The sequence below is a fragment of the Paenirhodobacter sp. CAU 1674 genome, assembly GCF_029222945.1.
In the GTDB taxonomy this organism is placed as follows: Bacteria; Pseudomonadota; Alphaproteobacteria; order Rhodobacterales; family Rhodobacteraceae; genus Rhodobacter.
The window spans coordinates 198,134-219,412 of the sequence record NZ_JARHUH010000003.1 but is presented as its reverse complement, the minus strand read 5'-3'; the positions used below and the strand labels follow the sequence as shown (position 1 = coordinate 219,412).

24 protein-coding genes are annotated in these 21,279 nt (G+C 64.9%); 13 read left to right on the top strand and 11 right to left on the bottom strand.

Annotation, left to right across the window (positions count from 1 at the left end; all coding sequences use genetic code 11):
• Positions 1-3: 3 nt before the first annotated feature.
• Together P2G62_RS05570 and P2G62_RS05565 are read right to left on the bottom strand one after the other, a co-directional pair.
• A complete protein-coding gene (locus tag P2G62_RS05570) occupies positions 4-336 on the bottom strand; it encodes an AzlD domain-containing protein (protein ID WP_275733888.1) in 333 nt (110 codons plus the stop codon).
• Positions 336-1,049, bottom strand: a complete 714-nt coding sequence (locus tag P2G62_RS05565; RefSeq protein WP_275733887.1) for an AzlC family ABC transporter permease — start codon at positions 1,047-1,049, stop codon at positions 336-338. Before P2G62_RS05565 ends, P2G62_RS05570 begins: the two co-directional genes overlap by 1 nt.
• 98 nt (positions 1,050-1,147) lie before the next feature.
• Between P2G62_RS05565 and mobA the strand changes: the two genes are divergently transcribed.
• Together mobA and P2G62_RS05555 are read left to right on the top strand one after the other, a co-directional pair.
• Positions 1,148-1,738 carry a molybdenum cofactor guanylyltransferase MobA gene (gene mobA, locus P2G62_RS05560; RefSeq protein ID WP_275733886.1) on the top strand — a complete coding sequence of 197 codons (591 nt, stop codon included), beginning with the start codon at positions 1,148-1,150 and terminating at the stop codon, positions 1,736-1,738.
• Positions 1,735-2,319 (top strand): GNAT family N-acetyltransferase, encoded by a 585-nt coding sequence (locus P2G62_RS05555; RefSeq protein ID WP_275733885.1) that lies wholly within the window; start codon positions 1,735-1,737, stop codon positions 2,317-2,319. Before mobA ends, P2G62_RS05555 begins: the two co-directional genes overlap by 4 nt.
• A 1-nt stretch (position 2,320) precedes the next feature.
• Here the strand turns inward: P2G62_RS05555 and P2G62_RS05550 are convergent, their stop codons facing one another.
• Complete coding sequence (locus P2G62_RS05550; protein WP_275733884.1) at positions 2,321-3,301, bottom strand: hypothetical protein; 981 nt, start codon at positions 3,299-3,301, stop codon at positions 2,321-2,323.
• A gap of 87 nt (positions 3,302-3,388) precedes the next feature.
• Entirely contained in the window at positions 3,389-3,859 is a 471-nt protein-coding gene (gene greA, locus P2G62_RS05545; protein WP_275733883.1) for a transcription elongation factor GreA, read from the bottom strand.
• Between the two features lie 222 nt (positions 3,860-4,081).
• On the opposite strand from greA, the gene P2G62_RS05540 reads away from it, so the two are divergent.
• The 3 genes from P2G62_RS05540 (at position 4,082) to P2G62_RS05530 (ending at position 8,440) form a co-directional block, all read left to right on the top strand.
• Positions 4,082-5,728 (top strand): electron transfer flavoprotein-ubiquinone oxidoreductase, encoded by a 1,647-nt coding sequence (locus P2G62_RS05540; RefSeq protein ID WP_275733882.1) that lies wholly within the window; start codon positions 4,082-4,084, stop codon positions 5,726-5,728.
• A 134-nt stretch (positions 5,729-5,862) separates the two neighbouring features.
• Positions 5,863-7,575, top strand: coding sequence for a tetratricopeptide repeat protein (locus P2G62_RS05535; RefSeq protein ID WP_275733881.1), 1,713 nt, complete (start codon positions 5,863-5,865; stop codon positions 7,573-7,575).
• Entirely contained in the window at positions 7,562-8,440 is an 879-nt protein-coding gene (locus tag P2G62_RS05530; RefSeq protein ID WP_275733880.1) for a 4-(cytidine 5'-diphospho)-2-C-methyl-D-erythritol kinase, read from the top strand. The genes P2G62_RS05535 and P2G62_RS05530 overlap by 14 nt, the downstream gene beginning before the upstream one ends.
• A gap of 70 nt (positions 8,441-8,510) precedes the next feature.
• On the opposite strand, the gene P2G62_RS05525 is transcribed toward P2G62_RS05530, so the two are convergent.
• The gene (locus P2G62_RS05525) at positions 8,511-9,512 is read right to left on the bottom strand and encodes a polyprenyl synthetase family protein (RefSeq protein WP_275733879.1); all 1,002 of its coding nucleotides are present in this window, start codon (positions 9,510-9,512) and stop codon (positions 8,511-8,513) included.
• A 62-nt stretch (positions 9,513-9,574) separates the two neighbouring features.
• Between P2G62_RS05525 and P2G62_RS05520 the strand changes: the two genes are divergently transcribed.
• The 3 genes from P2G62_RS05520 (at position 9,575) to P2G62_RS05510 (ending at position 10,847) form a co-directional block, all read left to right on the top strand.
• Positions 9,575-9,787: a DUF2007 domain-containing protein gene (locus tag P2G62_RS05520; protein WP_275733878.1), complete on the top strand. Its 213-nt coding sequence runs from the start codon at positions 9,575-9,577 to the stop codon at positions 9,785-9,787.
• Complete coding sequence (locus tag P2G62_RS05515) at positions 9,787-10,560, top strand: methyltransferase (protein ID WP_275733877.1); 774 nt, start codon at positions 9,787-9,789, stop codon at positions 10,558-10,560. Before P2G62_RS05520 ends, P2G62_RS05515 begins: the two co-directional genes overlap by 1 nt.
• A 119-nt stretch (positions 10,561-10,679) precedes the next feature.
• A complete protein-coding gene (locus P2G62_RS05510) occupies positions 10,680-10,847 on the top strand; it encodes a DUF465 domain-containing protein (protein ID WP_275733876.1) in 168 nt (55 codons plus the stop codon).
• A gap of 37 nt (positions 10,848-10,884) precedes the next feature.
• Here the strand turns inward: P2G62_RS05510 and P2G62_RS05505 are convergent, their stop codons facing one another.
• The 5 genes from P2G62_RS05505 to P2G62_RS05485 form a co-directional block, all read right to left on the bottom strand.
• On the bottom strand, positions 10,885-11,763 hold the full coding sequence (locus P2G62_RS05505) for an EamA family transporter (RefSeq protein ID WP_275733875.1): 879 nt from the start codon (positions 11,761-11,763) through the stop codon (positions 10,885-10,887).
• Positions 11,741-12,682 carry a transcriptional regulator GcvA gene (gene gcvA / locus P2G62_RS05500; RefSeq protein WP_275733874.1) on the bottom strand — a complete coding sequence of 314 codons (942 nt, stop codon included), beginning with the start codon at positions 12,680-12,682 and terminating at the stop codon, positions 11,741-11,743. Before gcvA ends, P2G62_RS05505 begins: the two co-directional genes overlap by 23 nt.
• A 282-nt stretch (positions 12,683-12,964) precedes the next feature.
• Positions 12,965-13,687 (bottom strand): beta-ketoacyl-ACP reductase, encoded by a 723-nt coding sequence (locus P2G62_RS05495; protein WP_275733873.1) that lies wholly within the window; start codon positions 13,685-13,687, stop codon positions 12,965-12,967.
• A 107-nt stretch (positions 13,688-13,794) separates the two neighbouring features.
• A complete protein-coding gene (locus P2G62_RS05490; protein ID WP_275733872.1) occupies positions 13,795-14,970 on the bottom strand; it encodes an acetyl-CoA C-acetyltransferase in 1,176 nt (391 codons plus the stop codon).
• Between the two features lie 289 nt (positions 14,971-15,259).
• The gene (locus tag P2G62_RS05485; RefSeq protein ID WP_275733871.1) at positions 15,260-16,099 is read right to left on the bottom strand and encodes an EAL domain-containing protein; all 840 of its coding nucleotides are present in this window, start codon (positions 16,097-16,099) and stop codon (positions 15,260-15,262) included.
• A gap of 180 nt (positions 16,100-16,279) precedes the next feature.
• Between P2G62_RS05485 and P2G62_RS05480 the strand changes: the two genes are divergently transcribed.
• Entirely contained in the window at positions 16,280-17,515 is a 1,236-nt protein-coding gene (locus tag P2G62_RS05480) for a PAS domain-containing protein (protein WP_275733870.1), read from the top strand.
• Positions 17,516-17,521: 6 nt separating this feature from the next.
• Here the strand turns inward: P2G62_RS05480 and P2G62_RS05475 are convergent, their stop codons facing one another.
• The gene (locus P2G62_RS05475; RefSeq protein ID WP_275733869.1) at positions 17,522-18,064 is read right to left on the bottom strand and encodes a TlpA disulfide reductase family protein; all 543 of its coding nucleotides are present in this window, start codon (positions 18,062-18,064) and stop codon (positions 17,522-17,524) included.
• A 25-nt stretch (positions 18,065-18,089) separates the two neighbouring features.
• Between P2G62_RS05475 and argH the strand changes: the two genes are divergently transcribed.
• The 4 genes from argH (at position 18,090) to lysA (ending at position 21,267) form a co-directional block, all read left to right on the top strand.
• A complete protein-coding gene (gene argH / locus P2G62_RS05470) occupies positions 18,090-19,490 on the top strand; it encodes an argininosuccinate lyase (protein ID WP_275733868.1) in 1,401 nt (466 codons plus the stop codon).
• Positions 19,487-19,639, top strand: coding sequence for a hypothetical protein (locus tag P2G62_RS05465; protein WP_275733867.1), 153 nt, complete (start codon positions 19,487-19,489; stop codon positions 19,637-19,639). Before argH ends, P2G62_RS05465 begins: the two co-directional genes overlap by 4 nt.
• A gap of 96 nt (positions 19,640-19,735) precedes the next feature.
• Positions 19,736-20,002: a DUF2834 domain-containing protein gene (locus P2G62_RS05460; protein WP_275733866.1), complete on the top strand. Its 267-nt coding sequence runs from the start codon at positions 19,736-19,738 to the stop codon at positions 20,000-20,002.
• Complete coding sequence (lysA, locus tag P2G62_RS05455; protein ID WP_275733865.1) at positions 20,002-21,267, top strand: diaminopimelate decarboxylase; 1,266 nt, start codon at positions 20,002-20,004, stop codon at positions 21,265-21,267. The genes P2G62_RS05460 and lysA overlap by 1 nt, the downstream gene beginning before the upstream one ends.
• The last annotated feature ends 12 nt before the right edge of the window (positions 21,268-21,279 follow it).

The window sequence follows — 21,279 nt, the reverse complement described above, 5'->3', positions numbered from 1 at the left end:
GCGTCAGCCGAGCAGCCACAGCGCCAGATAAAGCGTGCCCAGACCACCCGCGATGGCAGCCAGCACATTGCGGGTGACCACCCCCACCAGAACCGTGGCGCAGGCCGCCAGCAGGCGCGCCGGATCGAACGCGCCGCCGGTCGCACTGGGCCAGATCACCAGCGGCGCGACCAGACCGGGCAGCACCGCCACCGGCGTATACCGCAGATAGCGCAGCGCCCATTCCGGCAGCGGGCGGTTGCCGATCAGCCCCAGAAACGAATAGCGCAGGAAGAACGTGCCGATCCCCATCACGACGATGATCAGCCAGATTTCGGGTTTGCTGTAGTGTTCCATCACACACGCCGCCTTTGCATCCAGACCTCGACCTTCGCGCCGGTAACCATGGCCGCCCCCGCCGCGATCAGCAGCCCCAGCCCCGAGGGCAGAAACGCCAGCACCAGCGCCACGATCACCGACACCGCCGCCGCCGCCACATGTGCCAGTGTGCGCATTGCGGGCGCCAGCATCGCCAGAAAGGTGATGGGTGCCGCGAAATCCAGCGCGAATTCGGGCGGGATCGCCTGCCCGATCACCGCGCCGACCCAGGTCGAGACATACCATTGCGGGCACAGCGGCGTGCAGACCCCGGCGTAATAGGCCAGCTTCTGCGTCAGGCTCTGCTTCGGTCGGACCTCGTAATCCTGAATCGACAGGACATAGGCCTGATCGACCATGAAATAAGCGATCAGCGTCTTGTGCCAGCGCGAGGCGGCCCCCAGATGCGGCGCCAGCGAGGCGGAATACATCGCCATTCGCAGGTTCACCGCCAGCGAGGTCAGCAGCACCAGAATGACCGGGGCATTGTCCGACATCAGCTGTACGGCGGTAAACTGCGAGGCGCCCGCGATGACGAGGATGGAAAAGCCCATCACCTCGGACAGGTTCAGCCCGGCCTCGGTGCCGGCCACGCCGAACAACAGGCCGAAGGGCACGATGACCAGCATGAAAGGCAGGCCTTGACGAAAACCGCGCCAATAGGCGCTGGAGGGCGAGGTGGGGTCGGTCATGGATCGGCCAAGGTTGGGGCTTGTGAAGCGGGCGGGGTTGCGCCAGTCATAGGCCCGGTGTGGCAGCGATGCCAGCGCGGGATTGTAACGGGGGCAATGTGGCGATCGCAGGACTGATCCTGGCAGGGGGCGCGGGGCGGCGCATGGGCGGGGCCGACAAGGCGCTGTTGCCGCTGGCCGGGCAGCCGCTGGTGGCGCATCTGGCTGCGGCTTTGGGACCGCAGGTGTCCGTGCTGGCGATCTCGGCCAATGGCGATGCGGGGCGGTTTGCGGATCTGGGCCTGCCGGTGCTGGCCGATGCGCCCGGAACGATTGGCGAGGGGCCGCTGGCCGGGGTTCTGGCCGGGCTCGACTGGGCGGCGGGGCAGGGGGCCGCGGCGCTGGTCACCGCTTCGGTCGATACGCCGTTCCTGCCGCGCGATCTGGTGGCCCGGCTGCGCGATGCCGCGCAGGGGGGCATGGCGCTGGCGGTCTCGGGCGGGCGTCTCCATCCGACTGCGGCGCTTTGGCCGGTGGCGGGGTGCGATCGGCTGCGGGATCTGTTCGACACGGGCGAGCGGCGGATGCGTCTGGCCTTGCAGGGCGCGGCAGAGGCCGTCTTCGACGCTGCCCCCGATCCGTTCTTCAACATCAACACGCCCGAAGATCTGGCTCGGGCCGAAACCCTGTTTGCGGGGCGCGCGTCATGAGCATCTGGGTCGGCCACGGGCTGCGCCCCGAACATCGCGCCCCGGCCGCGCAGCTTTACTGGCAGGCGTTCGGCGGCAAGCTGGGGCGGGTCATGGGCCCCGAAGCCAAGGCGCTGCGCTTCATCGAGCGGGTGATGTCGGACCGTCACGTCATCAGCGCCTTCGACAGCACGGGGCAACTGGTGGGGGTGATCGGATTTCGCACCCATGGCGGGTCTTTCGTGGGGGGCGATCGCAGCGATCTGGTCGCGGTCTATGGCCGTTTCGGTGCGGTCTGGCGCAACGCCTGTCTGGCGGTGTTGGCAACCGATCAGGAGGCCAGCGTGATGATCGTCGATGGTCTGGCGGTCAGTTCCGCAGCCCGCGGCGCGGGCGTCGGTGCCGCGCTGATCGAGGCCCTGTGCATCGAGGCCCGGGCCCGCGGCTTTCGCGAACTGCGGCTGGATGTGGTCGGGGAAAACCTGCGGGCGCGGGCGCTGTATGAGCGGATGGGCTTTCAGGTGCAAAACCGCAGCACCAGCCGCCTGACCGCGCTGATCTTTGGCTTTCACACGGCTTTCGTGATGGCGCGCGTGCTGTGACTCAGTCGAAGGTGCCGGTCACGCGGCCCAGCAGCATGAAGGCGCGCGCGGTGCGGGTTTCAGCCAGTTCGGCCACTTCCTGATCGGAGGCGTTCTTTTCGAATTCGGCAAAGGTCTTGTCGAACTGCCGCAGGAAGTGGTGCGCGGCATCGCGGAAGATCGTGTCGTTGCGCATCCGCCCGGCGGTCAGCGCCAGCGAGGAACGGTCACGCACCCCGCCCAGGGCCGCCACCTCGCGGCCGCGTTCACCCTGCGCAAAGCGGCGCCACAGCTCGGGGCGGGCGCGGTCGGGTTTCAGATCGTCCATATAGATGCCGTCCTGCGCCAGCAGGTTCAGCACGTCCTGCGCGGCGCGGATCAGTTTGGCCATGGTGCGATCTTCCAGCGCGCGGCGCAGCGCGCGGAAGCCGTCGCGATCTTCGGCATTGTCGGGGAAGTTCATCGCGCGCACGAAATCGGCGACCGAGACCGGCATGGCCAGCGCATCGGCGGGCGTGCCCAGGGCCAGCGCGGGCTGATCCTCGCCCGCAGGGGCGGGGCGCGGCGCGGCCAGCGCGGCCTTGCGGTCGGCCGAGGGCTGCGTGGCCTGCACATCGCGGCGCGAGGTGAAGGTGGCAATCGCGGTTTCCGCTTGTCGCGCCGCCTGCGCGATCTCGTCCAGCTTCTTTTCGACGTTCTGCCCGCTGCGCACCTGGTTCTGGTTCAGCCAGGCGCTGCGCATCGCCTCGACCGAGGCTTTCAGCGCCTGCGCTTCGGCGCGCATCTCGCGCGCGGTGCGGGCGGTGACCGCCGCGACCCAGATCATCACGACGGGCAAGATGATGCCCACCACGGTCATCACGGATGACAGCGCACTGCCGCCAGAGGCATCGCCCGGTATCAGCGCCCAGAACACCGCCACCAGCACCAGCCAGGCCGCGCTGAGCGTCAACGCGATCGCCTCGGTCCGGCTCAGGCGCGGGGCGCCGCCGGCGGGGGGCACCAGGCCGCCCGTCGCTGCAGTATCTGTCTTGGTCCGGTCCGGTCTTGCCACGCGCATTCCGGGGGGAACCTTTCTGGCCATGGCCCGTCAGAGATAGCGGACCGAAAGAATTTCGTAGGCTTTCGAACCGCCGGGGGTGCGCACTTCGACGCTGTCGCCTTCGTCCTTGCCGATCAGCGCGCGCGCCAGCGGCGCCTTCATGTTCAGCAGGCCACGCTCCAGATCGGCTTCGGCCTCGCCGACGATCTGATAGGTGCGCTCTTCCTCGGTGTCCTCGTCGACCAGCGTCACGGTCGCGCCGAACTTGACCGAGCCAGACAGCCGCGCGGTGTCGATCACCTCGGCCCGGCCCAGAATCGACTCCAGTTCCTTGATCCGGCCTTCCACGAAGCTCTGTTTCTCGCGGGCGGCATGATATTCGGCATTTTCCGACAGGTCGCCATGTTCGCGCGCCTCGGCGATCGCCTTGATAACGGTCGGACGTTCGACCGATTTCAGGGTTTTGAGTTCTTCGTCGAGCACATCATACCCGGCGCGCGTCATCGGTATCTTTTCCATGGGAGGCCCTGGTCTGAACGGATCTTGTTTCTTCGTGTAAATCCGCGATGCAGGGCAGGTGTCAAGGGTCGGCCGCATTTTCGCACGGATCGGCGCCGCCTGATTTGCTGCAAAGGCGAAAGAATATTGCGCCGGATCGCTGCGTCACAATTGCTTCGTTCCGTCAGGTAAGCTAGTCACGAGGCCGAGAGCACGCGCGACGCAAGCCGAAGGAGCCGAGGGATGTCCGAGATCGAACGCGAGTCGATGGATTATGATGTTGTGATCGTGGGGGGCGGGCCTTCGGGGTTGTCCGCGGCGATCCGGCTGAAACAGATCGACCCCGATCTGAACGTCGTGGTGCTGGAAAAAGGGTCCGAGATCGGGGCGCATATCCTGTCGGGTGCGGTGCTTGATCCCTGTGGTCTGGATGCGCTGATCCCCGACTGGAAAGAGAAGGGCGCACCGGTCAAGACCGAAGTCAAGACAGACAACTTCTATATCCTCGGGCCGGCGGGTCACATCCGTATTCCGAACTGGCCGATGCCGCCCCTGATGTCGAACCACGGCAAATACATCGTCTCGATGGCGAATGTCTGCCGCTGGATGGCCGAACAGGCCGAGGAACTGGGCGTCGAGATCTTCCCGGGCATGGCCGCCAGCCAGATCGTCTGGGACGGCAATCGCGTGGCGGGCGTCGTCGCGGGCGAGATGGGGCTTGAATCCGACGGCACCCCGGGCCCGAACTACGAGCCGGGGATGGAGCTGCGCGGCAAATATGTCTTCCTGTCCGAAGGCGTGCGCGGCTCGCTGGCCAAGGAAGTGATGGCGAAATTCGATCTGTCGAAAGGCCATTGCCCGCAGAAATTCGGCCTGGGCATGAAGGAAATCTGGGAAATCGACCCCGCGAAACACCGCGAGGGCACGGTGACCCACACGATGGGCTGGCCGCTTGGTGGCAATGCTGGTGGTGGCAGCTTTATCTACCACCTTGAAAACAATCAGGTTTTCATCGGTTTCGTGGTGCACCTGAACTACGAGAACCCCTATCTCTATCCCTATATGGAATTCCAGCGCTTCAAGCATCACCCGATGGTGGCCGAGCTGCTGGAAGGCGGCAAGCGCGTGGCCTATGGCGCGCGTGCGATTTCCGAGGGCGGCTGGCAGTCGATCCCGAAACTGGTGGCGCCGGGTGTGGCGTTGCTGGGCTGCTCGGCCGGTCTGGTGAACGTGCCGCGGATCAAGGGCAACCACAACGCGATGCTGTCGGGGATTGCCGCGGCCGAAGCGGCGGCGGCGGCGATCAAGGCCGGGCGCGAGGGCGACGAGCTGACGGCCTATGAGGCCGATCTGCGCTCGGGCCCGATCGCGAAAGATCTGAAGAAGGTGCGCAACGTCAAGCCGATGTGGTCGCATTGGGGGATGATCCCCTCGCTGATCCTGGGCGGTCTGGACATGTGGACCAACAACCTGTTCGGCTTCTCGTTGTTCGGCACGCTCAAGCACGGCAAGAACGACGCCGCGCATACCGGCGAGGCCAAGAATTTCAAGCCGATCGACTATCCCAAACCCGATGGCAAGATCAGCTTCGACCGGCTGACCAACGTCGCGTTTTCCTTCACCAACCATGAGGAAAGCCAGCCCTGTCACCTGAAGCTGAAAGATCCTTCGATTCCGATCTCGGTCAACCTGGCGAAATATGCCGAACCGGCGCAGCGCTATTGCCCGGCAGGGGTTTACGAGGTGCTGGAGGGCGACAATGGCCCGCGCTTCCAGATCAACTTCCAGAACTGCGTGCATTGCAAGACCTGCGACATCAAGGACCCGAGCCAGAACATCACCTGGACGACCCCGCAGGGCGGCGACGGCCCGAACTATCCGAACATGTGATCGGTGGTCCGGCGCGAAGTCTTGCGTCAAATCAGCGTGTAAAGCGATCTGCGGGGGGTGCTTGGGGCGCCCCCCGCATTGCTTTGGCCGGACGCGGCGGATAGTTTCGACGAAACGACAAGAAGGAACAGCCCGTGCCGCTTCGCCTCACGACCGTCCGCCCCGCCTTGCTGGCCGTTTTGCTGGGGACTGCGCTGGCCGCACCCGCAGCGGCGGATCTGGCGGGCCCCTATCTGGCGGCGCGCATCGCGTCCGGTCTGAACGACTATACGGCGGCTGCGGGCTATTATGCGCGGCTGTTGCAGTCGGACCCCGACAATCTGGGCGTTCAGGAATCCGCGTTGATTGCGGATCTGGCACAGGCCGATTTCGAAACGGCGGTGGCATTGGCGGCGAAGATGGGCGCGCCTGCGGGTGGCAGCCAGGTCGCGGCGTTGACGCTGCTTGCCGATGCCGCGCAGCGCGAGGATTTTGCCGCTGTCGTCAAGCTGCTGGACGACGGGGCAGAGCCGGGCCCCCTGGTCGCGGGTCTGGCACGTGCCTGGGCGCTGGCCGGGCTTGGCCAGATGTCCGAGGCCACGCGCGCCTTTGACGAGATGGCGAAGGAACCGGGCGTGGCGGCCTTTGCGGCCTATCACAAGGCGCTCGCGCTGGCCTCGGTCGGTGATTACGAGGGCGCGGATCAGATCTTTTCGGGCGCAACCGGACAGGTCTTGCGGGCATCGCGGCGCGGCGTTCTGGCCCATGCGCAGATCTTGTCGCAGCTGGAACGCGATGTCGACGCCGTGGCGCTGATCGACGCGGTGTTCGGTGCCGATCTCGACCCCGAACTGAGCGCCCTGCGGGCGCGGCTGGAGGCGGGAGAGGCCCTGCCTTTCTCGTTGATCGGCGGCGCGCGCGACGGCATTGCCGAAGTCTATTTCACGCTGGCCTCGGCGCTGTCGAACGATGCCCCCGACACGTTCACGCTGATCCACGCGCGTCTGGCGCATTACCTGCGCCCCGATCATGCCGATGCCATCCTTCTGACCGCTGCGATCTTCGAGAAGCAGGAGCAATACGATCTGGCCATCGAAACCTATACGCTGATCGCCCCCGACAGCCCGGTTTTCACCGCTGCCGCCCTAGGGCGCGCCGAGGCGATGGTGCAGGCCGGCCGGACCGAAGCCGCGATCGAGGCGCTGGAGCAGATCACCCGCGCCGCCCCGGATCAGCAGGGCGGCTGGGTTGCCTTGGGCGATACCCTGCGGCGGGAAAACCGTTTCAAAGAAGCCGCCGCCGCCTATGACAAGGCGATCGCACTGGCAGGCACGCCGCAGCCGCGCGACTGGTTCGTATGGTATGCCCGCGCGATCGCTCAGGAACGCTCTGACCAGTGGGACAAGGCCGAGCCGGGGTTCCGCAAGGCGCTCGAACTCAGCCCCGATCAGCCTGCGGTGCTGAATTATCTTGGCTATTCCTATGTCGAGAAGGGCACCAATCTGGACGAGGCGCTGGACATGATCCAGCGTGCCGTCCTTGCGCGTCCCGATTCCGGCTATATCGTCGACAGTCTGGGTTGGGCGCTCTATCGGCTTGGGCGCTATGAAGAGGCCGCCGTGCAGATGGAGCATGCGGTCGAGCTGGAAGCCGTGGATCCGCTGGTGAACGACCACCTGGGCGATGTCTACTGGGCCGTGGGGCGCAAGCGCGAGGCGGAATTCCAGTGGCGTCGGGCGCTGAGCTTCGGCCCCGGCGACGATCTGGATATGGAGCGGGTGCGGCGCAAGCTGGACGTCGGGCTCGATCAGGTGCTGAAAGAGGAAGGCGCGCCGCCGCTGAAGGCCAAAGGCGATGCCGGAAATTGAGGTTCTGGCCCCGGCCAAGATCAACCTGACGCTGCATGTCACGGGCCAGCGGGCCGATGGCTACCATCTGCTCGACAGTCTGGTGACCTTCGCGCCGGTGGGCGACCGGCTGCGGATCGCCCCGGCTGATGCGCTGTCGCTTGCCGTCGACGGCCCCGAAGCTGCCGGTGTGCCCGCGGATGCGCGCAACCTGGTGCTGAAGATGGCGGCCCTGTTGCCGGCAGGGCGCGGCGCGGCGCTGCACCTGACCAAGACCCTGCCCGCGGCCTCGGGGATCGGCGGCGGATCGTCCGATGCTGCGGCGGCCTTGCGCGGGCTGGCCGCCTTCTGTCGCCTCGGCCCCGGCGATCTGCCGACCGCCGGACAGCTTGCCGCGCTGGGGGCCGATGTTCCGATGTGTCTGACGCCCGAACCGTTGCGCGCGCAGGGTATCGGCGCCGATTTGTCCCCGGTTGCCCTGCCGCCCTTGCCCGCGATCCTGGTCAATCCGCGGGTCGAGGTGCCGACGCCCGCGGTGTTCAAGGCGCTGACACAGAAGGAAAATCCGCCGATGCCCCCGGCGCTGCCGCATTTTGCAGATGCCGCTGCACTGATCGGATGGCTGGCACAGCAACGCAACGATCTGCAACCCCCGGCCCAGACTGTTCAGCCGCTCATCACCACTGCACTGGCTGCGCTGCAGGCTTTGCCCGGGGCGCGTCTGGCGCGGATGTCAGGCTCGGGCGCAACCTGCTTTGCGCTCTTCGCCACCCTGCCCGAGGCCGAGGCCGCGCATCGCATCCTTAGCGCCGCCCATCCCGACTGGTGGAGCGCCTGCACCTGTCTGGGCGATCAGCGTGCTGCCGCCGTCCCGCAGGCGATCTGATCTTCACTTTGGCAGAAATATCCTCGGGGGTCCGGGGGCAGACAGCCCCCGGCGCCGGTCTCTGGCGCGCTCAGCGCACCCGCGCGACGACGAAATCCGCCAGATCGTCCAGCATGCCGCGCAGAGGATGCGCGGGCAGGGGCGCCAGCGCGGCGCGGGCACGATCGGCCCAGGCAATTGCCTCGGCGCGCGTCGCTTCCAGCGTGCCATGCGCCCGCATCAGCGCCATTGCCTGTTCCAGATCGCCCTCGGCCTGCTGGCCCTTCTCGATCGTGCGGGTCCAGAAGGCGCGCTCTGTGGCATCGGCCCGGGCGATCGCCTTGATCACCGGCAGCGTCAGCTTGCGTTCGCGGAAGTCATCGCCAACGTTCTTGCCGATCACCTCGGTCGCGCCGCCATAATCCAGCAGGTCATCGACCATCTGGAACGCAATGCCCAACGCATCGCCATAGTCGAACAGCGCGCGTACCTGATCCTCGGGTGCCCCTGCGATCACGCCGCCCACTTCGGTTGCGGCGGAAAACAGCGCGGCGGTCTTGCCGCGGATCACCTTGAGGTAGATCTCTTCGGTGGTGCCCAGATCCTGCGCCGCGGTCAGTTGCAGCACCTCGCCTTCGGCAATCACCGCCGAGGCATTGGCCAGGATATTCAGCACCCGCATGTTGTCGGTTTCGGTCATCAGCTGGAAGCTGCGGGCAAACAGATAATCGCCCACCAGCACGCTGGATTTGTTGTCCCACAGCAGGTTTGCCGTGGGGCGCCCGCGGCGCTGCTTGCTTTCATCGACCACGTCGTCATGCAACAGCGTCGCCGTGTGGATGAATTCGACCGTGGCGGCCAGGTGCACATGATAGGGGCCGTCGTAGCCCAGCAGGCGGGCCGCGGCCAGCGTCAGCATCGGGCGCAGGCGTTTGCCGCCCGCTTCGACCAGATGCGCGGTGACTTCGGGAATGCGCGGCGCATGTTCCGAGGCCATCCGGTCCCGGATCAATGCGTTCACGGCATCCATGTCGGTGGCCAGTGCAGCGGCCAGGCGGTCGTGCGGTTTTGCGGCCTTGTCGTCGAGGCTCATCATTCTTCCTTCCCGATCCCCTCATCTCGACAGAGCGTCAGCTTGCCCCTAAGTGAAGGATTATGAAAGAGCTTCTGCGCACCACCGACCCGGTCAAAATGGCCTTCGCAACCGCCCTTCTTGCGGGCGAGGGTATAACGGCCTTTCAGATGGACGTCCACATGAGCGTGCTGGAAGGCAGCATCGGCATATTGCCGCGCCGCCTGATGGTGCATCCGCGCGACATGTTCATGGCGCAGGCGATTCTGGCTGACAATGAAATCGGGTCCGACTGATGTTCGGGCCCGGGGATCTGACGCTGGACAAGTTTCTGGACGGGCGGCTGATGGTGGCACAACCGCGGCATGGCTATCGTGCGGCGATGGACCCGGTTTTGCTGGGTGCGGCCTGTCCTGCACGGCCGGGCGAAAGCGTGCTGGAGCTGGGCTGTGGCGCGGGGGTTGCCAGTCTGTGTCTGGGCTGGCGCGTGCCGGATCTGGCGCTGACGGGGCTGGAATTGCAGCCCGCCTATGCCCAACTGGCGCGCGACAACGCGGCGCGCAACGGGATCGCGTTGCAGGTGGTCGAGGGCGATCTGGCGCAGATGCCCGCGGGGCTGCGGGCGCAGAGTTTTGATCATGTCATTGCCAACCCCCCCTATTTCGCGGCGGGCGGTGGCACGGCGTCCACCGATCCCGGACGGGAAATCGCGCAGCGCGAGGCCACGCCGCTGGCGCTTTGGGTGCAGCAGGGGTTGCGGCGGTTGCGGCCCGGCGGCTGGATCACGCTGATCCAGAATGCCGATCGGCTGCCGGATTTGCTGGCCGGGCTGGCGCAGGGCGGTGACAAGGCCGGCGGCAGCATTTCCGTCCTGCCGATCACGCCGCGTGCCGGGCGCCCGGCGGGCCGGGTGCTGGTGCAGGCGCGCAAAGGGGGGCGTGGGCCGTTCAGATTGCTGGCGCCGCTTGTGCTGCATTCTGCCCCGGATCATGCTGCGGATGCCGAAGACCTGACGGATATTGCGCAAAGCGTGCTGCGGCGCGGCGGAAACTTGCGCATATCAAATTAAATGTTTCGCAATATTTCGTGCGCCAATCTGAAATTGTGACTCTGGTTTGCGACAAACCCGTGACACGACTCAAAAACTGTGCTGCAATCAGCTTATTCGAAACAGGAGAGGAGACTGCCATGTCGCTGAGTTCGCATATCACCGAACTTCGCAAGAAACATGAGGCATTGTCGGTCGAGGTCGAAAAGGCGACCCGTAGCCCCGGCTTTAGCGATCTTCAGATCTCGAGTCTGAAGAAGCAGAAACTCCGCATCAAGGAAGAAATCAGCCGTCTGCAACAGGCCTGAATCGCCAATCTTCGCCCTGCCTGAAGGCAGTCGTTCATTAGCGCGATCTGCTTGCCATGGCGGCAAGAAAGGCCCCGGCAGCAATCATCGCGGCCGCCAGCGCCAGTTTCAGGCTGGCGGTCGCCACGCCCGCTCCGACCAGAGCCAGGGTCGAGAGCAACGGCGCGGCATAAGAGGCCGTGCCCAGCATCTGGATATCGCCGCGTTTGACGCCAATATCCCAGGTGTAGAAGGCGAGCCCGACCGGCCCCATTCCCAAAGCCAGAACCGACAGCCAACCCAGGGTGTCTTGCGGCCAGATCGTCGGCTCCAGCGCGACATGGGCGATGGCTGACAGTAACGCGGTGGCCAGGCAATAAACCGCGACCGCCGCCGTGGGCACCGTGCCCAGCCGCCGTGAAATCAGCGAATAGCCTGACCAGGTCAGCGCGCACAGAAACGCCAGCCCATAGCCGGGCAGGGCCTCGGCCTGGGCGTTCAGCCCGCTGCCCGCAACGATCAGCGCAGCCCCGCCAAAGGCCAGCAGCGCGCCCAGAATGTGCAGCGGGCGCAGATGTTCGCCCGGCAAGAGCCCGGAAAACAGCACGATCAGCAGCGGCCAGAGATAGGCGATCAGCCCGGCTTCGGCCGGAGGGGCCAGCCGCAGCGCCGAGAAATACAGCAGGTGATAGCCGAAAAGCCCTGCCGTGCCAAAGGTATAGACTTTCCACGACACAGCGCGCAGCGCGCCGAACTCACCCGTGCGCACGACCCAGATCACCCCGATCGTGCCGCCGATCGCAAAGCACAGCGCATTAAGCAAGAGCGGCGGCACAGGGGCCGAGCCCACCGTGAACAGGGCCAGCAGCGACCAGAGCGCGACGGCGGAAAAGCCGATCAGTGTTGCGCGCAGCCTACCATTCGGTTCTGAAGTCACGCCCGGCCTCCTGTTCGGCCAGCGGTGCGGCCTCGTCTTGCAACCAATCCAGAAATGCGCGCACGGGCGGGCGGGTTTCTGCCCCCGGCGCGCACAGAAATCTGTAGCTTTCCCGTGGCATGAGCGAAAGCGCAAAAGGCGCGATAAGCCGCCCGCTGCGCAGGGCGTCCTGGGCCAGCGTATAACGCCCCAAAACCACGCCAGCGCCGCTTATCGCCGCATCAAGCGCATGATCGGCTTGTGAAAACTGCACCCCGGCGGCGGGTGGGGGCGGCAGTCCGGCGGTGCGAAACCACGCCGCCCAAACCACAGGGGGATGCATGAACGCGGTTTCATCGTGATGCAGCAGGGGCGCCTGGAGCAGGCTTTCCGGCGTCGGATAGGCGGTGGCGAGTTCGGGCGTCATCATCGGGGTCAGCCATTCGCGCAGCAAGACCCCGCTGAAAAAGCCTTCCGCGCGATCCGGGCCGAAGCGCAACGCAACGTCGACATCGTCATGGCGCAGATCCAGCAATCGCAGCGTCGCGGTGAAACGCAACTCGATGTCCGGGTGGGCACGGGCGAAGTTGAACAACCGCGGCGCCAGCCATTTCGAGGTGAAGGCCGGGCCCGCAGTGATGCTGACGGCGCGATCCTGTGCCTGCCGCTGCGCCGCCCGCCAGGCGCTGCGCAGGCTGTCGATCCCGTCGCGCACCCCGGGCAGTAGGCGCCGGCCTGCATCGCTGAGGCTGACGGTCCGGTGCGCGCGTATGAAAACCTGCTCTCCCAGGGCCTGTTCCAGTTGCCGGATCTGAAAGGACAACGCGGCTGGTGTGACGTTCAGCTCCGCCGCCGCCTGCTGGAAGGACAGGTGGCGGGCGGCGGCCTCGAAGGCGCGCAGGGCGGTCAGGGGCAGGTGATCGGCCATCTTTTCAGACAAGTATTTCTTTTTATTCTGCGAAATATTACGCGTTTGTCGCGCAAATAGATAGCTGCGATCCTTTATGGGAAAGAAATTCAAAAGACAGGTGTGCCATGCTGCAAATCCCCACCTCGGCCCGTCAGGAACAGGCTTTCGCACGGGCGCATGCCCTGCGGCGCGCGGCTTTCGCCCAGCTCTGGCGACAACTGATGCACCCGCTCCGCTGGCGCGGGCATAAAAGCGGGCATAAAAAAAGGGCCGCCCCCCTGCGGGAACGGCCCGGATGCTGTTAGGCGCCGATCAGGTCAGATACTGGCCGCCGTTCGCGGTGATGGTCGAGCCGGTGATGAAGCTCGCCGCGTCCGAGGCCAGGAAGACGACGCAGCGTGCGATGTCTTCGGGCTCGCCCAGGCGGCCGACCGGGATCGTGGCGATGATCGATTCGCGCACCTTTTCCGGCACCGCCATGACCATTTCCGTGGCGATGTAGCCCGGGCAGATCACGTTCACGGTGATGCCCGCGCGCGCGCCTTCCTGCGCCAGCGCCTTGGTGAAGCCGATGTCGCCCGCTTTCGCCGCCGAGTAGTTGGCCTGACCGAACTGGCCCTTCTGCCCGTTGATCGACGAGATGTTGATGATGCGGCCGAATTTGCGTTCGCGCATGCCGGGCCACAGCGGGTGGGTCATGTTGAACACGCCCGACAGGTTGGTGTCCATGACCTGTTGCCACTGCTCGCGGGTCATCTTGTGGAACGGCGCGTCGCGGGTGATGCCGGCGTTGTTGACCAGCACGTCGACCGGGCCCAGCTCGGCCTCGACCTGCGCGATGCCGGCGGCGCAGGCGTCGTAATCGGCAACCGACCATTTGAAGGTCTTGATGCCGGTTTCGGCGGTGAATTTTGCTGCCGCTTCATCATTGCCAGCGTAGTTCGCGGCCACGGTGTAACCCGCGTCTTTCAGGGCCATCGAAATGGCGGCGCCAATACCGCGGGTGCCGCCGGTGACGAGTGCAATTCTGGACATGATTCCTCCTCTGGATCGGATGTCTTTGAAATCCTGTTACCGAAAAGAACAAGGGCGAGCAACATTGTTGCGCGCCCCTTTTTTGCTTTTGCAGAAAAAAGCGCGCGTCAGAGCCCTTCGAGGCACATCGCAACGCCCATGCCGCCGCCGATGCACAGCGTTGCCAGGCCTTTTTTCGCGCCCGAGCGTTTCATCTCGAACAGCAGGGTGTTCAGGATGCGCGCGCCCGAGGCGCCGATCGGGTGACCGATGGCGATGGCGCCGCCGTTCACGTTAACCTTCGAGGTATCCCAACCCATGTCCTTGTTCACGGCGCAGGCCTGCGCGGCGAAGGCTTCGTTGGCTTCGATCAGGTCCAGATCGGTGGCTTTCCAGCCGGCCTTTTCCAGCGCCTTGCGCGAGGACGGGATCGGGCCGCAGCCCATGATCGACGGGTCAAGCCCGGCGGTCGCATAGGAGGCGATCCGCGCCAGCGGCGTCAGCCCGCGCTTGGCGGCCTCTTCTTCCGTCATCAGCAGCACGGCAGCGGCGCCGTCGTTGATGCCGCTGGCATTGCCCGCCGTGACCGAGCCGTCCTTGGTGAAGGCCGGGCGCAGTTTTTGCATCGATTCCAGCGTTGCGCCATGACGGATGTATTCGTCGGCATCGACCACGGTCTCGCCCTTGCGGGTCTTGATGACGAAGGGCACGATCTCATCGGCGAACTTGCCGGCTTTCTGGGCGGCTTCGGCCTTGTTTTGCGAGGCCAGCGCGAATTCGTCCTGCATCTCGCGCGAGATCTGCCACTGGTTGGCGACGTTTTCGGCCGTGATCCCCATGTGATAGCCGTTGAAGGCATCCCACAGACCGTCCTTGATCATCGAGTCGATCATCTTCATGTCGCCCATTTTCTGCCCGGCGCGCAGATGTGCGACATGGGGGCTCAGCGACATGCTTTCCTGACCGCCCGCGATGACGATACCCGCATCGCCGCAAATGATGTGTTGAGCGGCCAGCGCGACCGAGCGCAGACCCGAGCCGCACACCTGGTTGATCGACCAGGCTGCGGATTCAATCGGCAGACCGGCGTTGATATGCGCCTGACGCGCCGGGTTCTGGCCTTGGCCCGCAGTCAGAACCTGCCCGAGAATGGTTTCAGAGACCTCCGCCTTGTCGATCCCGGCACGCGCGACGACCGCTTCCAGCACAGCGGCGCCCAGCTCGTGAGCGGGCGTATTGGCGAACGCTCCGTTGAAACTGCCGACAGCCGTGCGAGCTGCCGAAACGATCACAACATTGGTCATGGGGTCCTCTCCTCATAGGGTTCTGGGGCGTCAAGCCGCCCCTATGCCGCTGGGCAGCATGCCCTAAGGAAAGGTCAGGTCAAGCACAATCGCCAAGGCCATAACGAATGTGGCGCAATTATCTTTCGTGTCGAAGGCGGTATGATCCGCTGCACGACCCGGCGCTGAATTCCGCGTCAAAGATGCTGTCCGGGGCATCTGATTGCATGGGGAAGTGTCGGTTTTTGCCGCGCCGCAGCATGACGCCATGGCTGTTTTTGCCAGGCAAGCCGCACCTTTGTCGTGCTGTTCAGGCGCGCAGGGCGGTTTGCGGGGTTTTCCAGGGGGGCATGATCGTGGGTGCCCCGAAATAGAACCCCTGCATGCAATCCACGCCCAGACCGGTCAGGAAGGCCGCGTCTTCGGCGTTTTCGATGCCCTCGGCGACGGTATACATGTCAAAATGCCGCGCCACCGACAGCAGGGCCTGGGTCAGCACCTGATTGTCGGGGTTGCTGGCGATGCCGCTGATGAACTGGCTGTCGATCTTGAGGATGTCGAAAAAGAATTCGCGCAGATAGCGGAACGAGGTGTAACCCGCCCCAAAATCGTCCAGCGCGAAACTGACCCCGCGGGCCTGCAGATCCTGCATGAACACGATGACGAGTTCGGGCATCATCATGGCGGAGCTTTCGGTGATTTCGAGAATCAGCCGTTCCCCGATCGTGTCGTCCAGCGCCAGCCCCCTGTTCAGGGTCGTGAGCCAGTGCGGATAACCGATCGAACGCGCCGACATGTTGATGGCCAGACGTAAAGTGGGGTCTTCGGCAAGTGAGGTCAGCCCCATTTCCAGGGCCAGGCAATCCAGCTGACGGCCAAGTTCGCTGGTTTCGGTCGTCTGGATGAAGTCTTTCGCCGGAATGATCCGTCCGTTTTCATCCAGAACCCGGATCAGCCCCTCGTAAAATGCGGGGCGTTCGGGCCGTGCTGTCTGCATCACCGGCTGGAAGGCCAGAACCACGTCGTGCCGTGCCACCGCACGCCGCACCATCGACATGGTTTCGCGGTCACGCTGAGCGACGGCGAAATCAAGCGGGCTGGCCATGTCGCGATCAACCGGCTCCGCCTTGGGAAATTGGCGTTTCGACATCTCTCTTCTCTCCTGCACGGACATCCCGAGAATGCGGCAAAGCAGCTAAGAAGCGGTAAAGCGTGCCAATTTCTTGCAGGAATGGTTAACGCGCCGCGGTGCAAATTCAGGATCGGCGTAAACCTTGAAGTAAGATTGAGTCCGTAGCCTGCGCACTGCCAATTCCGCTATGGAGTCACGATGAACGCGCAGCTTGGGTTCGCCCGTCAACAAAGCGGTGAAGCCGCCTTCTCCTTCGAGGAGCTGTTTTATTCCCGCACCGACGACCGGGGCGTGATTCGCGCGGGTAATGATGTGTTCCAGCGTATCTCGGGCTTCGACTGGGCCGAGCTGATCGGCGCGCCGCACAGGATCGTGCGCCACCCCGATACGCCGCGGGCGGTGTTCCGTATCCTGTGGGATGCGTTGAAAAAGGGCAATCCGATGGGGGCCTATGTCAAGAATCGCACGAAGTCTGGCGAATTCTACTGGGTGTTCGCGGTCGTTCTGCCGGTGGAGGACGGTTATCTTTCGGTGCGGATCAAACCCTCCAGCCCGCTGTTCGAACGTGTGCGCGGCTATTACGAAAGCTTCAGCGAGCGGGAACGTGTCGAAAAGATCGAGCTGGAACAGGGCGCCGACGAGTTGCGCGGGCTCGCGGCGGCGAGCGGATTTTCAAGCTACACCAGCTTCATGGCTTTCGCGCTAGGCCAGGAACTCGCGGCCCGGGATGCCCGCTTGCGCCGCCCGGCCGACGGGCGGACGGGGATGCTTGTCGAGATGAACGGGGCGCTGGAAAAGGCCACCAGGGAACAGGTCGGCCTGCTGCGCAGCTTCGAGGCGCTGCAATCGATCCCCAACAACATGCGCATCGTCGCTTCGCGACTCGAACCCTCGGGCGGCCCCGTCTCGGCGATTTCCGAGAACTACAAGGCGTCGTCGCTGGTCATCTCGGATCGGTTGCGCAGCTTTGTCGCGGGCAAGGGAAACCTGTGCGATCAGATGTCACGAGAGGTTGCGCGGGCGTTGTTTCTGCTGGGCTGTGGCCGGGTGATCGCCGAGATGAACCGCAACTTCGTCCAGGTGCGACCCGTCGAAGGCATCGACTGGGAGGTGGAGCGCGAATTGCTGGCGCGGCTGGAAAGCTCGTGTGCGGCAATGGCGCGCGATGCGATGCTGCAGGCGGCGGAACTTGCAACCGCCCTCAACCGTGCCAGTGCGGAAATTCGACGTCAGATGCTGGGGCTCGACACGATCCGCGTTCTGGGCCGGGTGGAATGCGGCCGTATGCGCGACACCAACGGCGGGCTTTCTGCCACGATCGACCAGCTGGATTCGTTCCATGCCGACATCAAGGCGCGCCTCGAAGCGATCATGCGCCTGTCTGAAGTGATCGGCACCGCGATGACGAACTATCTGCGGGTCGAATTGCGCTGAACGCACTCACCCGTCGATCACGGCCTGCAGCAGAGCTTTCGCCTCGGGGGCATCCCAGGCCGCCTCGCCGATCAGCCGGGCGACCTCGTTTCCGTCGGCATCCAGAATCACGCTGACCGGCAGGCCGACCACGCCCATCGCGCGGGCGATATTCTGGCGTTCGTCCTTGAATTTCGGCAGGCTGCTCACGCCGGCCTCGGCAAAGAACTTCTCGATTTTCGGCAACGGGTTACGCCCGGTCGCCAGGGTAACCACCTGAAACGCCTCGCCGCCCATATCGGCCTGCAACCGTTCCAGCGCGGGCATCTCTGCGCGGCAGGGGGCGCACCAGGTGGCCCAGAAGTTCAGCAGCACGACCTTGCCGCGAAACTCGGTCAGGCTGCGTTCGGCGCCGGTTTCATCGACGAACGGCAGGGCGGGTGTCGGCAGCGGTTCTTCGTAGACCACCAGCTTGCGCATGTCGCCCGCCTTCAGCGCCTCCAGATCGGCGGCGGCGGCGGTATTTGCACTGAGCCCAAGGGCCGTATAAAGGACGAGAAACCGTAGCATTTTGCCTCCGACAAAGGGCCAGACCATGACCGACAGCAAGGATAAAGCCTCCAACGCGATGTGGGGCGGGCGTTTCGCCGCAGGACCGGACGCGATCATGGAGGCGATCAATGCCTCGATCGGATTCGACAAGCGGCTTTACGCCCAGGATATCCGCGGCAGCCGGGCCCATGCGGCGATGCTTGCTGCACAAGGCATCATCAGGGATAGCGACGCCGAGGCGATCCGGGAAGGGCTTCTCACGGTCTTGTCAGAGATCGAGGCCGGAAACTTCCCGTTCCGCACCGCGCTGGAAGACATCCACATGAATGTCGAGGCGCGGCTGAAGGAAATCATCGGCGAACCGGCGGGCCGGCTGCACACGGCGCGCTCGCGCAACGATCAGGTGGCGACCGATTTCCGGCTGTGGGTGCGTGACCAGTGCGATGCGGCGATTGCGGGGCTTGACGCGCTGATCCGGGCGATGCTGGGCCAGGCCGAGGCGGGCGCCGATTGGGTGATGCCGGGCTTCACCCATCTGCAGACCGCGCAGCCGGTGACCTGGGGCCACCACATGATGGCCTATGTGGAAATGTTCGCGCGCGACAAGTCGCGCTTCGAGGATGCGCGCAAGCGGATGAACGAATGCCCGCTGGGCGCGGCCGCGCTGGCCGGCACCGGCTTTGCCATCGACCGTTTTGCCACCGCCGCGGCGCTGGATTTCGACCGCCCGATGGCCAACAGCCTTGATGCCGTGTCGGATCGCGATTTCGCGCTGGAATTCCTGTCGTCGTCGTCGATCTGCGCGGTGCACCTGAGCCGCCTGGCCGAAGAGCTGGTGATCTGGTCCTCGGCGCAGTTCCGCTTCGTCGCGATGTCGGACAAGTGGTCGACTGGCTCCTCGATCATGCCGCAAAAACGCAACCCCGATGCAGCCGAGCTGATCCGCGCGAAAATCGGCCGGATTCTGGGGGCGACGGTGGCGCTGTTCACGGTGATGAAGGGGCTGCCGCTGGCCTATTCCAAGGACATGCAGGAAGACAAGGAACAGGTCTTCGATGCGGCCGACAGCCTGATGCTGGCGCTGGCCGCGATGGCGGGGATGATCGGCGATCTGACCGTCAACACCGACAAGCTGGAAGCCGCAGCCTCGAGCGGCTTTTCCACCGCGACCGATCTGGCCGACTGGCTGGTGCGCGAGGCGGGCCTGCCGTTCCGCGATGCCCACCACGTTACCGGCACGCTGGTGGCGATGGCCGAAGCGAAGGGCTGCGATCTGCCCGATCTGAGCCTGACCGAGATGCAATCGGTCAATCCGGCGATCAACCAGGAAATCTATTCGGTTCTGGGGGTTCACAACTCGGTCGCCTCGCGGCAATCTTACGGCGGCACCGCACCCGATCAGGTGCGCGCCCAGATCGCCCGCTGGAAGGAACGCCTTGCGTGAAACTCGTCCCGTTGCTTGCCCTGGCCCTGATGGCCGCCTGCACGAACCCCAGCCTGAATGCCGGCATCGGGATTTCGGAATCCGGTGTGCGGGTCTATCCGTCGGTTTCGGGCACGGTCGGCGGCGCGACCGTTTCGGTGTCGCCATGATCCGCGCGGCATTGATCGCGGGTCTGCTGGCGCTGGCGGCCTGCGGGGTCGACGGGCCGCCGGTGCCGCCCGATCAGGTTCAGGCGCGCTGACGCCGTGTCCGGGCTGCGCCTGAGCTACCTTTTGGCCGCTTTGCTTGCTGCGGGGTTTGCGGTTGCCGACGGAGGCTTGCCCGCTTGGGCAGGGCTGACGGCGGCACCCGAGCTGGTCTGCGCGGGTGTGGCCTTCGTGCTGTGGGTGCTGGCCGAAGTCATGGTGCGGCGCAACTGGATTGCGCTTGTGGTCTTGCCCGTCGGCCTGTTACTTGGGCTCGGCCCGGCCTTGCCGCTTTACCTTTTCATTCGCACCCGGAAGATCAGCTGATGGACCATTTTCTGTATCGTGACGGCGTCCTGCATGCCGAAGACGTGGCGATCCCCGAGATTGCCGCCGCCGTCGGCACGCCGTTCTATGTCTATTCGACCGCCACGCTGGAACGCCATTTCAAGCTGTTCGACGAGGCACTTGCGGGGACCGATCATCTGGTCTGCTTCGCGATCAAGTCGAATTCCAACCTGGCCGTGTTGCGGGTGCTGGGCAATCTTGGCGCGGGCATGGATGTGGTTTCGGGCGGCGAATACCTGCGCGCGAAAGCCGCCGGTGTGCCGGGCGATCGCATCGTGTTTTCGGGCGTGGGCAAGACCCGCGACGAAATCCGCATGGTGCTGCAAGGCGGTATCCGGCAGTTCAACGTCGAGAGCGAGCCGGAACTGCGCGCGATTTCCGAAATCGCCAGCGAGCTGGGCCTGAGCGCGCCGATCGCGCTGCGCGTCAACCCGGACGTCGATGCCAAGACGCACGAGAAAATCGCGACCGGAAAATCCGAAAACAAGTTCGGCATTCCGATTGCCAAGGCCCGCGCGGTCTATGCCGAGGCGGCCGCGCTGCCCGGTATCGCGGTGGTCGGTGTCGACGTGCATATCGGCAGCCAGTTGACCGAACTGGCGCCGTTCGAGGCCGCCTTCACCAAAGTGCGCGAACTGACGCTGGCGCTGCGCGCGGACGGCCACGCCATTACCCGCCTCGATCTGGGCGGGGGCTTGGGCATTCCCTACGAACGTTCGAACTCGGCGCCGCCGCTGCCGGTGGAATATGCCGGGGTCATCAAATCCGTGCTGGGCGATCTGGGCTGCGAGATCGAGATCGAGCCGGGGCGCCTGATTTCGGGCAATGCCGGGATCATGGTCAGCTCGGTGATCTGGGTAAAAGAGGGCGAGGGCCGCGATTTCCTGATCCTCGATGCGGCGATGAACGATCTGGTGCGCCCCTCGATGTATGGCGCGCATCACGACATCATCCCGGTGATCGAACCCGCGCCGGGGACCGAGGGGCAGCCGTTCGACATCGTGGGCCCGGTCTGCGAAACCGGCGATACCTTTGCCAAGGCGCGCGTGATGCCACCGGTCGGCCAGGGCGATCTGGTGGCGTTCCGCTCGGCCGGGGCCTATGGCGCGGTGATGTCGTCGGAATATAACTCGCGCCCGCTGATCCCCGAAGTTCTGGTCAACGGGGATCAATTCGCTGTCATTCGGGCACGTCCGAGCTTTGAGGAAATGCTGGGCCGCGATAGCATCCCGGAATGGCTCTGACGCATATGCCGC